Origin of the sequence: Myxococcus hansupus (assembly GCF_000280925.3) — a bacterium.
Lineage (GTDB): Bacteria > Myxococcota > Myxococcia > Myxococcales > Myxococcaceae > Myxococcus > Myxococcus hansupus.
The window spans coordinates 8,055,079-8,067,634 of record NZ_CP012109.1 but is presented as its reverse complement, the minus strand read 5'-3'; the positions used below and the strand labels follow the sequence as shown (position 1 = coordinate 8,067,634).

General features: G+C 70.1%; 17 protein-coding genes. 10 read left to right on the top strand and 7 right to left on the bottom strand.

Going from position 1 to position 12,556, the window contains the following annotated elements; translation table 11 throughout:
• Genes A176_RS31665 through A176_RS31655 form a run of 3 tightly spaced genes read left to right on the top strand, consistent with a single transcriptional unit; the run spans position 1 to position 2,528 of the window.
• The gene (locus A176_RS31665) at positions 1 to 729 is read left to right on the top strand and encodes an ATP-binding protein (protein ID WP_002636181.1); all 729 of its coding nucleotides are present in this window, start codon (positions 1 to 3) and stop codon (positions 727 to 729) included.
• Positions 729 to 1,109, top strand: coding sequence for a response regulator (locus A176_RS31660; RefSeq protein WP_002636180.1), 381 nt, complete (start codon positions 729 to 731; stop codon positions 1,107 to 1,109). Before A176_RS31665 ends, A176_RS31660 begins: the two co-directional genes overlap by 1 nt.
• A gap of 15 nt (positions 1,110 to 1,124) precedes the next feature.
• The gene (locus A176_RS31655; protein WP_002636179.1) at positions 1,125 to 2,528 is read left to right on the top strand and encodes an aminopeptidase P family protein; all 1,404 of its coding nucleotides are present in this window, start codon (positions 1,125 to 1,127) and stop codon (positions 2,526 to 2,528) included.
• Here the strand turns inward: A176_RS31655 and A176_RS31650 are convergent.
• On the bottom strand, positions 2,491 to 3,069 hold the full coding sequence (locus tag A176_RS31650; RefSeq protein ID WP_002636178.1) for a carboxypeptidase-like regulatory domain-containing protein: 579 nt from the start codon (positions 3,067 to 3,069) through the stop codon (positions 2,491 to 2,493). The genes A176_RS31655 and A176_RS31650 overlap by 38 nt on opposite strands.
• Positions 3,070 to 3,203: 134 nt before the next feature.
• Positions 3,204 to 3,617, bottom strand: coding sequence for a DUF4440 domain-containing protein (locus A176_RS31645; protein ID WP_002636177.1), 414 nt, complete (start codon positions 3,615 to 3,617; stop codon positions 3,204 to 3,206).
• Positions 3,618 to 4,073: 456 nt separating this feature from the next.
• Between A176_RS31645 and A176_RS31640 the strand changes: the two genes are divergently transcribed.
• Entirely contained in the window at positions 4,074 to 5,531 is a 1,458-nt protein-coding gene (locus tag A176_RS31640) for an AgmX/PglI C-terminal domain-containing protein (protein ID WP_002636176.1), read from the top strand.
• A gap of 39 nt (positions 5,532 to 5,570) precedes the next feature.
• Positions 5,571 to 5,876, top strand: coding sequence for a hypothetical protein (locus tag A176_RS31635; RefSeq protein WP_002636175.1), 306 nt, complete (start codon positions 5,571 to 5,573; stop codon positions 5,874 to 5,876).
• A gap of 75 nt (positions 5,877 to 5,951) precedes the next feature.
• Here A176_RS31635 and pdxA read toward each other — a convergent pair whose 3' ends face one another.
• From pdxA to A176_RS31615, 4 genes are all read right to left on the bottom strand, one after another.
• Entirely contained in the window at positions 5,952 to 6,962 is a 1,011-nt protein-coding gene (gene pdxA / locus A176_RS31630; protein WP_002636174.1) for a 4-hydroxythreonine-4-phosphate dehydrogenase PdxA, read from the bottom strand.
• A gap of 6 nt (positions 6,963 to 6,968) precedes the next feature.
• Positions 6,969 to 7,937: a peptidylprolyl isomerase gene (locus tag A176_RS31625; protein WP_002636173.1), complete on the bottom strand. Its 969-nt coding sequence runs from the start codon at positions 7,935 to 7,937 to the stop codon at positions 6,969 to 6,971.
• Positions 7,938 to 8,001: 64 nt separating this feature from the next.
• A complete protein-coding gene (locus tag A176_RS31620) occupies positions 8,002 to 9,000 on the bottom strand; it encodes a peptidylprolyl isomerase (protein WP_002636172.1) in 999 nt (332 codons plus the stop codon).
• A gap of 97 nt (positions 9,001 to 9,097) precedes the next feature.
• A complete protein-coding gene (locus tag A176_RS31615) occupies positions 9,098 to 10,126 on the bottom strand; it encodes an alpha/beta fold hydrolase (RefSeq protein ID WP_044890339.1) in 1,029 nt (342 codons plus the stop codon).
• Between the two features lie 166 nt (positions 10,127 to 10,292).
• Between A176_RS31615 and A176_RS31610 the strand changes: the two genes are divergently transcribed.
• The 3 genes from A176_RS31610 (at position 10,293) to A176_RS31600 (ending at position 11,396) form a co-directional block, all read left to right on the top strand.
• Positions 10,293 to 10,589 (top strand): CBS domain-containing protein, encoded by a 297-nt coding sequence (locus tag A176_RS31610; protein WP_002636170.1) that lies wholly within the window; start codon positions 10,293 to 10,295, stop codon positions 10,587 to 10,589.
• 26 nt (positions 10,590 to 10,615) lie between these two features.
• On the top strand, positions 10,616 to 10,909 hold the full coding sequence (locus A176_RS31605) for a GIY-YIG nuclease family protein (protein WP_002636169.1): 294 nt from the start codon (positions 10,616 to 10,618) through the stop codon (positions 10,907 to 10,909).
• 100 nt (positions 10,910 to 11,009) lie between these two features.
• Complete coding sequence (locus A176_RS31600) at positions 11,010 to 11,396, top strand: hypothetical protein (RefSeq protein ID WP_226994041.1); 387 nt, start codon at positions 11,010 to 11,012, stop codon at positions 11,394 to 11,396.
• Between the two features lie 8 nt (positions 11,397 to 11,404).
• Here the strand turns inward: A176_RS31600 and A176_RS31595 are convergent, their stop codons facing one another.
• Complete coding sequence (locus tag A176_RS31595) at positions 11,405 to 11,716, bottom strand: hypothetical protein (RefSeq protein ID WP_002636167.1); 312 nt, start codon at positions 11,714 to 11,716, stop codon at positions 11,405 to 11,407.
• Between the two features lie 88 nt (positions 11,717 to 11,804).
• On the opposite strand from A176_RS31595, the gene A176_RS31590 reads away from it, so the two are divergent.
• Positions 11,805 to 12,089, top strand: a complete 285-nt coding sequence (locus A176_RS31590; RefSeq protein ID WP_044890395.1) for a hypothetical protein — start codon at positions 11,805 to 11,807, stop codon at positions 12,087 to 12,089.
• A 30-nt stretch (positions 12,090 to 12,119) separates the two neighbouring features.
• Entirely contained in the window at positions 12,120 to 12,551 is a 432-nt protein-coding gene (locus tag A176_RS31585) for a B-box zinc finger protein (protein WP_002636165.1), read from the top strand.
• The last annotated feature ends 5 nt before the right edge of the window (positions 12,552 to 12,556 follow it).

Sequence of the window (12,556 nt, the reverse complement as noted above, 5' to 3'; positions counted from 1 at the left end):
ATGGCAGGCAGAGACCTCCAGGCGCGTGATCGCGCGGCGGTGGCGGACGTGGTGGCCTCCACCCTGCGGCATGACCTGCGCAACAAGCTGGCCAGCATCCGCAACGCGTCGTTCTACTTGATGCGGCAGGTGAAGAAGACGGACCTCTGGAGCGCCGACCCGCGCGTGGAGACGTTCTTCCAGCTCATCGAAAAGGAGCTGACGTCCGCGGAGGACGTGCTCTCCAAGCGCGCGCCGCCGCCCGTGGGGGGCCCGCGTCCCCGCTCTCGCGCCCGTGAAGGCGTGGAGCACGCGCTCGCCGAGGCCCAGGTGCCCGCGTCCGTGACGGTGGTGCGCGACTTGACGGAGCAGGGCGCCGTGCCCCTGGAGTCCGAGGACCTGGCGCTGCTGGTGCGCTGCCTCGTGGACAACGCGCTGGAGGCCATGCCCCAGGGCGGCACGTTGACGGTGCGAACGCGGGACGTGGAGACGGGCGTGAGCCTGCGCGTGGAGGACACCGGAGAGGGACTGGCGCCGGAGGCGTACTCGCGGGCCCTGGAGCCCTTCTTCACCACGCGCTCCCACCACGCGGGCCTGGGCCTGAGCATCGTCCACCGGACGGCCGTGCGGCACGGCTGGCAGTTGGACCTCGGCGCGGGCCCCTCGGGTGGCACGTACGTGGAACTCGTCTTCACGGGCCCGGAGGCAGGGGCCCAGGACCGGAATGACGTGACTCGGGGGAGCAAGTGATGGAGACGAACTGGACCTTCGGGCGTTGCCTGCTGCTCGTGGAAGACGACCCTTCCAATCGGTTGACGTTGTCCGCGCTGCTCGAGGACGCGGGGTTCGCCGTCGTCACGGCGGGCTCCTATTCGGAGGCGGCGGGATTATTGAACCGGCCTCGCGCGTATGACGCCGTGTTGTTGGACCAGAGTCTGGGGGACGGCTTTGGCACCGGGCTGATTCCGCTGGTGCGTCACCACATGCCGAAAACCAAGGTCGTCTTCGTCACCGGCCATGACGGGAAGATCGACATGCCGGTGGACGCCGTCTTCCGCAAGGGCGGCCACTTCGACGACCTGTTGGCCTTCCTCTTCAAGTTGTTGCCGCAGCGCCCGCTGGGCGCCTGAACCCGAGGTTCCAGAATGTTGCTCCCCTCCGTTTCCGAGCGCTCCGCTCTCACCCGACGGCGGGAGCAGCTCTCCCGGATTCTGGGGGCCGTGCCCGCGATGCTCGCGTCGAGCCGCCCCCGTCCGCGCAACTACGCCGCGGACCAGTTCCCCTTCCGCGCCTCCAGTCACTTCCTCTACCTCTTCGGGCTCGCGGCGCCGGATGGCATGGGCCTGTACGACGGCCAGGGCTGGACGCTGTACCTGCCCGAGCCCGGCCCCGACGACGCGCTGTGGGACGGCGTGGTGCCCGGCTTCGCTGACATCGCGGAGCGGACGGGCTGCACCGTGCGCTCGCGCGCCGAGCTGCCCGCGGCGCTGAAGGGCCGCGAGGTGGCCACGCTGCCCACGCCGGATATGGAGACGTGCCTGGACGTGGCGGCGCTGCTCGGCCGCGAGGTGCGTCCGGGGCACCTGGCGCCGGTGGACGTGCCGCTGGCGGACGCGATGATTTCCCTGCGGCTGCGCCACGACGACGCGGCGGTGGCCCAGTTGCGGCAGGCCGCGGCCGTCACCGTGCCGGCGCATCTGGCGGGCATGCGCGCGACGCGGCCGGGCATCCTCGAGGCCACGGTGCGCGCGGCGATGGAGTTCGAGTTCGTCTCGCGCGACGTGCGGCCCGCGTACCAGCCCATCGTCACCGTGCACGGCGAGGTGCTGCACAACCTGCGCTACGACCACACGCTGCAGGCGGGCGAGCTGCTGCTGGCGGACGTGGGCGGAGAGAGCCCGGGGGGCTTCGCGTGCGACGTGACGCGCACGTGGCCGGTGACGGGCCGCTTCAGCAGCACGCAGCGGGAGCTGTACGAGCTGGTGCTGCGCATGGAGAAGGCCAGCATCGCCGCGGTGCGCCCGGGCGTGCGCTACCGCGACGTGCACCTCGCCGCGCACCAGGAGATGGCGCGGGGCCTGGTGGCATTGGGCATCCTCCGTGGCGACCCGGAGGAGCTGGTGGTGGACGGCGTCACCGCGCTCTTCTTCCCGCACGGCGTGGGCCATCTGCTGGGCCTGGACGTGCATGACATGGAGGACCTCGGCGACCGCGCGGGCTATGCGCCGGGGCGCACGCGCTCGCCGGACTTCGGTCACCGTTCGCTGCGCTTGGACCGGGACTTGGAGCCCGGCATGGCGCTGACGATTGAGCCGGGCATGTACCAGGTGCCCGCCATCCTGTCGGACGCGCGGCTCACGGCGCGCGCGAAGGACCGGCTCCAGCGTGACGTGCTGGCGCGCTACGCGGACGTTCGCGGCATCCGCATCGAGGACGACGTGCTCGTCACGCCGGAGGGCCACGAGGTCCTCACCGCGGCCATCCCGAAGGAGGCCGCGGACATCGAGGCCGTCATGACCAGCTCAGACCGTCCAGCTCCGGGAAGGTGACCTGGCACTGGCCAGGGTTCACGCCCTCCACGCGCGCGTAGCCGTTCTTGTTGAGCGTACCCTCGCGCGTGCTGCCGTCCGGGAGCGTCACCCGGTAGTGCGCATTCGGGACGGGGGTGCCTTCCTCGTCCTTGAGCTCGATGGCCAGCCACGTCTGCTCCTCGACCTGGGCTTCCTCCTCTTTGTTCGGCGGAGGCTCGGACCAGGGGGCGGGCAGGAGCACGGGGCGCGCCTCGGGCAGGGCCACCAGCTCGCCATGCGTGAAGGCGTCGGCGAGCCGCTGTTGGAGGCGCTGCTCGTACCGGCGGCGTTCCAGGCCCGACAATCCCAGCGGGCGACTGCCGCCCAGCGCTTCGTACATCGCGTACAGCGTGTGCGCCGCGGGTGAGGCCAGCCAGCGGGTCAGCGCGGTGGTGACGAACACATCCGGCACCGGTTCCCGCTGGAGCTTCAGGCGCTCCAGGTCGACGGAAGGGATGACGAGCCAGTCTTCACCCTGGGCGGGCAGTCTCCAGCGGCGCTCACCGTGCAAGAGGGTCATCTTGGCATCCTCCGTTTCTGGGAGTGCCAGGATAGCCCTGTCGCGGCGCGGGGAGGCAAGGTGTGGCGCGCCACGTCCCATGGCGCGCCGAGGGGTGTGGGTTGTGAAACGCCGGCGTGGGACGGTGGGGCAGGCTACTGGGGCTGCGGCACGGCGTCGGTGGGCGGCACCGGGCTGCTGTGCGCGAACACCATCAACCACTTTCCGTCGCGGCGCTGCCACACGTCGGTGAAGTACACCGCGTCGGAGGCCTCGCTGCCGTCCGTCATGCGCAACCGCGAGCGCTGGATGCCCGCCATGATGCCCGTGTCACCAAAGACGTGGGTCTTCATGCCGTCGGCCTCGATGGACGTGATGTGGCCCGGGATTTCGTTGACGCCGGTGACGAACGTCTCGCGGTTCATCTCCGCGCCGTCCGCGCCGCGGTAGATGAAGTCCTCGGATGTGAGCGCCTTGAGGGTGGCCAGGTCCTTCGTCTGGATGGCGCGCATGACGTCGCCTTCGAGCTTCGTCAGGGTGTTCACGTCATCGGCGGAGGAGGTCGTCATGCCGGTCTGACTCCGGGTGGGGGCATGGCCGCACGCAGTGACGGCCAACACGATGGATGCGAGCAGGATTCGAGTCACCGTGTGTTTTGAGCACATCGTGAAGATGCGGCCAACGTGCATGTGACTGCGACCTGCGCGCCGCCGCGTGGTGCGTGCGCATGCGCATGGAATGAAGTGCGGGGACGCGAAGTTGCGGGGCCGCGCGCCATCCTCCGTGAGTGGACCGGGTGAACCAGTGGACAGGCGCGGTGCCCACACGGGACACAGCGTTCGAGGAACAACACTGGGGGTGGCGCGACCAGGACTGGGTCCTACGTTGCACGCTCTGTCGAAGTCAGGGCCGGTGGGTGCAGCGCGGGCGAGGGAGGGCGTGTGGACGAGCTTCTTACCGGAGCTGAAAACCAGTTTCGTACGCAGGGTCGGGGCACTCCAGGTGCGCTGGAGCCTCGGCGGAACGTGAATGTGAACGAGGTGCTCGCGGGAGACCTCGACGCGTATCTCGACCGCGAACTCTTCGAGTCCGAGTCGTCCGAGGACGTCGCGTGTGACACCTCGTCCGTGGCGGAGGTCTCGGGCGGATTGCGCGTGCTGCTTACCCTGGCGGAGGAAGAGACGGCGTGGATGACACACCACCCTCCCTCCACCGCGCATGTCGTGGAGTCTCCGCCCGAACCCGCGGTGGAGATTCCCGAGTGGATGCGCACTTCACCTGGGGCGAAGCACATCACGCCGCTGGGCTCGCTGTTGTTGCCGCTGGGCGAGGACGCGTGGTCGCGTGCCGCCCATGAAACATCCGAGATGTCGCAGGACCTGCACGCGGAGGCCTCGCAGTGGGATGGTGTGTCGCCGCCCACGGGATGGGGCAAGCCCGTCACGGCCGCTGGAGCGCAGACGCATGGCACGGAGCTGCGTCCCGCCGCGCTGATGGGCGCTGCAGCGGTGGGCGCGCTGGCGGCGGGGCTGCTCCTGGTCGCGGTCTTGTCGGTTCGCGAGGGCTCGGCGGGGACGACGCAGGCGCGTTCCGTCGAGGCGGCGCGTGTGTCCGATGTGGATTCGTCGAAGGCCGCGGCGCTGCCGGGCCATCTCGCGGAGGCGAGCGCGGTCGCACCCCTGGCCTCCGTGGGAGGCGCGGTGTCGCAACCTCCTGTGACGGGCGCTGTTTCGTCTTCGCAGGTGGGCGCCGTGCCACTACCGGCGGGGGGAAATCTGCAGTCCGTCGTGGAGGGATTGCGTCCAGCCGCGAGCTCGCCCCAGGCGCAGGTCCGCGCGCCCGTTCCTCACGCGGAGACGCTCGCCGTGGCGCAGACGGCGCCCATCGCGCGCAAGGTGCGGGCGAATGCGGCTGCCGCCGCTGCCGTGCCCACCACCACTCCGGCGGCGCCCGTGGAGTTCGCTTTCGGCGACGACGAGGCAGGTGGCTCGACGGCGCGGGAGGGTGTGCAGTCGTCTCCCGGTGAGGTGGTCGCGGACGCCGTGGAGGCGGATGCCTCGCCGAAGGGGCCGTACTCGGACCTCGACGAGGAGTTCGCGCGTGAGCTGGGCTTCACGGATGAGGCGGAGGCCGAGGCGCTGAAGGCGGAGGAGCCCTCGCGCACGGTTTATGTCCCGCCCGCGCTGGATGTGAAGGAGCACCTCACGCCGGAGGACGTGAAGCAGGTGGTGGTGACGAATCAGCCCGCCATCACCGCGTGCCTGCGGTCGCATGCGCAGGGGTCGCCGGTGGAGGCCGGGGGCCGCTTCGTGATGCAGTGGTCGGTGCTGCCGAGCGGTGAGACGCTCAACGTGAGCATGGACACCAGCGCCCTGCGCGCCACGCCGCTCGCTCGCTGCGTCGAGGACGTGGTCCGCCGCTGGAAGTTCCCGGTGCACCAGGTGCGCATGCAGGAGCCCATCCGCTTCCCGTTCGTCTTCTGAGGCCCGGGCCGCTCTGGCGGCCCGTATGCTTCCTCCGGAATGTCCGCGACCGAGCCGCCCGAGCCCACGGAGTTGCACGTCTGCCACCGGTGTCTGGTGCGCCTGGACGCGAGCGCTGGCGGCGTGGACCTGCCGCGCCGCGTGCGTGAGTCCCTGGCGGGACGAGGGCTCACGGAGCGGACGCGGGTGATTGCGTCCGGATGCCTGGGCGAGTGTCCCAGGGGCCGCGTGAGCGTGCTGGTGATTCCAGGCGGCGGCACCGGCGCGCACATCCACATCATCGACCCCGCGAAGGACGGCGAGGACCTGGCGGAGCACGTCGGCCGGCTTCTTCCGGGGCCATGAGCGCCGGAGGCCGTGCCACGGGCCGCCGCGTCGCGCTGTGCTTCAAGTCTTCAGGAGGAAGCGCCGAGACAACGGCTACCGGCTTCGCGCCACGCCGCGCTTTCCACGCTCACGCGCCGTGGCGAGCTGTGCGGACTTGAGCAGCGCTTCCACCATGGGCACACAGCTCGCCTCGCCCTTGCCCGCGATGGCGTACGCCGTGCCGTGATCCGGCGACGTGCGCGGCACGGGCAGGCCCAGCGTCACGTTCACCGTGCGCTCGAAGTCCAGCGCCTTGGCCGGGATGAGCCCCTGGTCGTGGTACATGGCCAGCACCGCGTCGTACCGCGCGCCCACTTCGTCCGGCTTCGCGAAGAGCCCATCCGCCGGAATGGGGCCGTGCGCGTCCACCCGGGCCGCGCGGGCCTTGCGGATGGCGGGGCCAATCACCTCGACCTCCTCGCGCCCCAACAAGCCACCTTCACCCGCGTGCGGGTTGAGCCCCAGGACGGCGATGCGCGGCTTGCGGCCCACCACCGGCTCCAGGCTCCGCGACATCAGCTTGAGCTGCGCCGTCAGGCCCTCCACCGTCAGCAGTCGCGGCAGCTCCGCCAGGGGCACGTGGTTGGTGGCGAGCCCCACGCGCACGCGGGGCCCATCCATCAACATCATCACCTCCACGCCAAAGGCCTCCGCCAGCACCTCGGTGTGGCCCATGAAGGGAATGCCCGCGCGGGAAATCTGCTCCTTCGACACGGGCGCCGTGCACAGCGCGTCCACGTGCCCGGCCCGCATCGCGTCGATGGCCGCCGTCACGAACGCGTACTGCGCCCGGCCTCCCTCGCGAGAGGGCTTTCCAGGAGCGCGGTCCTTCTCCTTCAGCCGCGTCACCTCCACCACCGTGGGGGCGTCCACGCGGCCCAGGGCCGATGGTGCCACGCGCACATAGCGGCGGAAGGCGGGGAAGCGCTCCAACGTGGGCCCGTCCCCGAAGATGACGGGGACGAGCACCTTGCGCACCGAGGGCTTCGCCAGGGCCGCCGCCGTCACCTCCGGCCCGATGCCCGACACGTCCCCCAGGGAGATTCCGACGAGCGGAAGGCCCACGGCGGCTTACATCTTCACGTCGACGTTGGCCTTCTGCCGCAGTTCCTGCACGTACTGGTCGAGGAACTTCTCCGTCTTCTCCTGGAGCAGCTTGCCCTCCAGCTTGGAGCGCATCTCCTCGTAGGAGGCGGCGGCCACCGCGCGGCGCTCCTCCACCTTCAGCACGTGCCAGCCGAAGTTGGTGCGCACCGGCTCGCTGACGCCGCCCTCCGGGAGGGTGAACGCCGCCCGCTCGAAGGCCGGCACCATGACGCCGCGCTTGAACCAGCCCAGGTCACCGCCGTCGGCGGCGCTGGGGCCCTCGCTGCGGGCGCGGGCGAGCGACGCGAAGTCCATGCCCGGACGCCGCGCCTCCGTGGCGATGGCCTCTGCCCGCTTCTTCGCGGCCTCCACCTGCTCCGGCGTGGCCTTGGAGTCCACCTGCACCAGGATGTGGCGCGCGTGGACCTCCGAGTCACCGCTCTCCATGCGCGTGTACTGGGTATAGGCGGCCTTCAGATCCTCCTCGGTGAGCTTCACCTGGGGACCCACCTTCATGCGCAGGAGCCGGTCGCGGGTGATGCGCTTGCGCATCATGTCCCGGTACGTGGCCATGGTGAGGCCTTCATTCACCAGCAACTGCTCGAACTGCGCGGGGTCGGTGATGTTGTTCTGCTGGCGCACGTCCGCGACCAGCTCGTCGACCTCGGCCTCGCTGGCACTGATGCCGAGCTGCGCGATTTCGGCCTCCATCAGCTTCTCGCCGATGAGGGTATCCAGGGCCGTCCGCATCAACTGCATCCGAATCTCACCGCGCTTGCGCGGATCCGGGTCATTGACCTGCGACATCTCCGGCGCCGCGCGCTGCTGCACTTCCGACAGCGCGATGATGTCGCGGTTCACCACCGCGACGACCTTGTCCACGAGCTCCGCTTGCGCCGCCGTTCCGCTGCCCAGGAGCGCCACCGACGCGATTGCCGACACCAGCTTCTTCATTCCTGCCATCCTTCCGCACCACCCCGGGCGCGTCCAACCGACGCCCCGGACTTCGATTCCGTCGTCACTCCGCCGCCGCCTGCTGAGGCACCGGACGCCCGCGGATGGCCTGCAACGTGGCCTCGTTCACCTGGACCTGCGCCTTCTGCCGCAGCTCCTTCTCGAACGTCTCCTGCGCCTGCGCCCGCTTCTGCTCCAGCATCTTCCCCTCCACCAACTGCCGCACCTCCGCGAACTCCCGCTTGCGCGCCGGCTTGCGCTCCAGCACGCGGAACAGGTGGAAGCCGTACTCGGTGGAGACCACGTCCGAAACCTGCCCCACCCCCAGCTTGAATACCACCTCGTCGAAGGCTGGCGGCATCTGCCCTCGGGGGAACAGTCCCAGGTCGCCTCCCACCTTGGCGTCCGCGCTGAGCGAGTACCTGCGCGCCAGGTCCGCGAATTTCTTGCCCGACTTGAGCTGGGCTTGCAGCCGCCGTGCCTCGTCCAGGCCCTTCACCACGATTTGCGCGGCGTGCACCCGCTCGGGCTCATGGAAGTCCGTGTCGTGGGCGGCGTACCAGGCGCGCAGCTCCTCCTCCGTCACCGCCACCCGCGAATAGACATGGCTGGCGAACAGCTTCTCGATGGTCAGCCTGCTCGCCTCGCGCGAGCGCAGCTCGGACATGGAGAGCTGGCCCTGGGCCAGGACCTCGTTGAAGTTGCCCGCCGGATAGTCACCCGACAGCCGCAGCACCCCCCGGTCCACCTCTTCCGGGGACGCGGAGATGTTGTGCTTGCGCGCCTCCTGGAGCAGCAGCATCCGGTGGATGTACGTCTCGAGGAGCGCGCGCTTGAAGGGCTCCACGTCCTCCGCGGTGCGCTGGGTGACGTCCGACAGGGCCATCTCCCGCCACAGCTCCTGCTCGAAGTCCGCCCGGCTGAGCACCTCGCCGTTGACGCTGGCGACCACCAGCGACTCCGGCGTCTCCATCACGGGCTTGGTGCAGGCGGCCACGCCCACGCCCATGGCCAGCGCGATGGAGAGTGGGACCAGGGAGGCGCGGGTGGGAGAAGGGCGCATGCGCGAGGCCTCGTGGGTAGGTGGGCTCCAGGGTGGCAAGCCGTCAGTCATGACACGAGGCCCGTTCCGCTAGCACGCCGGGCAGGGCCGGACAACCTCACCCGGGCCGCGGCGGCGTCGCGTGTGAGGAGAGAAACGCCTCCACCAGGGGGAAGATTTCGTCCGGGGCCCGGCGGCCAAGCACCAGGTCCGCGTGGCCATAGTCCGCCCCGAAACCATGGGCCTTGCCGGCCACGAGGACCTTCACCGGGCCGCCCAGGTGCTCCTTGGCGCGGGCCACCGCCATGGGCGGGGCCAGCAGGTCCTTGCTGCCCGCCATCAGCAGGAAGGGGATGTTCACCCGGGAGAGGGCCTCCCGGTAGTCGAACTCGCCGTTGTAGGACGTGAAGCGGTTGGTGGTGATCCACCGGGCGAACTGGCGGCCCACGCCGCCGGCGATGTCGGCCGGCACGTTGGCCAGCGCGCGCCGCACCACGTCCGTCTCCATGTTCTCCGCCAACATCATGTAGCGGCTCATGGGGCCGGGGGGCGCGCCGAACAGGGCGATGCTGGTGACGCGGCTGGTGGGGATGACCCGCAGCTTCAGCACCGGCTCCACCTTCTGGATGAAGGTGCGCAGGCCCGGCTGCACCGCGAAGGTGAAGGGGGCGCCCAGCACGACGGCCGCCCGCACCGGCGCCTGGGGCGTCTTGGCCAGGTGGGCGTAGAGCATCAGCCCTCCCTTGGAATGCCCAACCCAGAGCACTTCCCTGGCACCTGTGGACAAGACGGTTCGCACCGCGGTGCGCACGTCGTGCTCGGCCTGGTCGTCGAAGTTGAAGTCCGGACAGTCGCCCGCCAGCCCTCGGCCGCGCAGCTCCAGCACCCACGTCTCGAAGCCCGCGCGGGCCAGGTAGCGGGCCATGCTGTACTGCTCGTCGAAGTCCAGGTGGAAGCGGTTCGCGCCCAGCCCGTGACACAGGATGACGGGCTCGGCGAAGCGCTTCTCGCCTCGGGCGTGGTAGCGCCCCAGGGCGATGGAGGCCCCGTCGTCCGTGGGCACCCGGTAGAGCTCATCGGGCCGGAAGCTGAGCGTCAGCAGGCCCTCCTTCCCGCGCGTCATCGTCCGCGAAAAGAGGTCCGCCATCCGTCCCAGCCGTGCCACCTGTCGACGAGTCACCGCCGCATTCTAAGCCGGACCGCGGGGCGATGCGGTGTTCATTGGTGAGCAGCTCCCTTGTACGGCAGGACTGTTGCAGGGAGATGTAGGAGACAACACGGAGGACGTGGCAATGCGGCGAAAACAGGCTTGGATGGAAAGTTGGTCCTCCTTCATCGCCACCGTTTTTCCCACGGATACTCTTCTGGCGGCCCTTCGGAAGATGGAGCGGCACCAGGTGCGGTTGCTGGGGGTGGTGGGGGATGGGGGTGGGTTGTTGGGGTTGGTGAGCGAGGAGCACCTCCTCGCGGCGTGGAAGGGCGACCCGTTGGCCCCGGTCGCGGGCGTCATGGCCCCGGCGGGAGCACCTGGGGCGCGGCGGTACCCCGCGCGGCGACTGCGGCTGCGCGCGTTGAGTCCGTTCGAAGGGGACGCCTCCGGGCGGAAGTAGGGCGGACGGTCCTCGAGGGCGGTACAGTGCGGCGCGACGTGCCGGACGAATCGCCCTCGTGGACTGTCTACATCCTGCGGTGCTGTGACGGCACCCTCTACACCGGCGCCACCAACAACCTGGAGCGCCGGCTGGCCACCCATGGCCGGGGCCGGGGGGCGGCCTATACGCGGGCGCGACTTCCCGTCACCCTGGTGTGGAGCGAGGCGGCGGAGGACCGGGGCGCGGCCCTGCGGCGGGAGGCCGCCATCAAGCGCCTGTCGCGCGCCGACAAGCTGCGGATGCTGGCCGCGTCGCGCGGTTCGAAGCGGCGTGCCTGAGCGCGGTGCCCCGGTGTTCGAAATGTTTCACGCCGCTGGGGCAATACCTGCCGCCCTTCCAACGCGTTACCCTGGCTCCACCATTCAAAGGGGCCGGTGCATGTCTCGCTCGTACTCGAAAGTCTTCGGGGCGTTGGCGCTGTTGGGGCTGTGTGTCGCCTGTCGCGCCAACCATCCTCCCCAGGTCCACACGGGGCCGCGACCTTCGCCCGCCATCGTGCGGGGCGGGGACGTGGTGTCCTTCATCTTCGAGGTGGAGGAGCCGGACGGAGACGCCATGTCCTTCAGTTGGAAGCAGCTCCCGGAGCAGCCCGCGGGCCGCTTCAGTGACCCGACCGCGCGCAACCCGACGTGGGTGGCGCCGGACGTGGCGGAGACGACGACCTTCGCCATCCTGGTCATCGTCGAGGACAGCGAGGGCAGCGCCATCGTCGCGCAGGGGCCCGGCGTCATCGTGCAGGCGCCCCCCGTGTCCCAGGCGCCCTGAGCTGTGCGTCAGGCCGCGGCGGGCGGGGTGGTGGGAGGCGTCTGCTTCTCCAGGGGGCGTGCGCGCCGGTGCGTCCAGCGCACGAAGAGGACTCCCAGGATGAGGAAGACCGCCGCGCCCGCGGCCCCGCCAATGCCCTGGTACGAAATCAGGTCCGCGGACGTCTTGCGGATGACCTCGGGCAGGTTGCACATCGTCTGGGTGGCGTAGGGCGTCTCGTTGTACCAGCCGAGGTAGTTGGGGCCGAGCCACGAGGCGACGACGACGCCCAGCAGGGCCCCCGCGAGGATGAAGTTGAGCAGCGTCTTGGCGGCGTTCATCGGCTGGTACCTCGGCTGGTTGACGTCGGGGCGTGCTTAATATGTGCACGCCAGCGCCGCAAAGGGTGGAACGTGCTAAGTGGGGGGCGTGCCGCTGCTTCCGCTCGCCATCCTGTTCGCAGTCATCGCGCTGGGATGCGCCGCCACCCTGCTCGTTCATGCCTTTCAGCGGAGCGTGGGCACGGGGATGATGGTGCTGCTCATCCCTTGCTACATGCCCTTCTACGCTTTCAGCCAGTTCGAGCACCGGCGCAAGGGCCTCATCGTCGCGGGCTTCATGTCCTGCACCGTGCTGGCCGCCGTGTTCCTGGGCCTGGGGTTGCACGGCGTCGCGGCGCTGACCGCCCGTCCTCCGCTGCCCTCGGGCTTCTGACCGCGGTACCGCGAAGGGGAGGGCCGCGTCATGACGCCCACCGGAGCGGTCTGCGGCAACCACCCGGACGTCCCCGCGGTGGCCACCTGCATGCGCTGCGGCACCTTCCTGTGCGGCGACTGCACGGAGCTGGTGGGCCAGTCGCCTTACTGCGCGTGCGCGCCCTGCGTGGCCATCATGCGGAAGGAGGCGCGGCCGTCGCGCGTCGTCCAGGTGGCGCTGGCGCTCAACGTGGTGGGCCTGGTGTGTCTGCCCTGTTCGCTGACGTTGCCGTTGCCCACGCTGGTGGCGGGGCTCGCGGGCGTGGTGCTGGGCCTCCGGGAGCTGCATCGCATCGCCCGGGGCGAAGGCGCCGAGCGCGGGCGGAATCAGGCCCGGGTGACCACGGCGCTCGGGTGGGTGAACCTGGGGCTGGCCGCGTGCTGGATGACCGTGTTGCTGTTCGGAGACTTCCAGACGTGAATCAC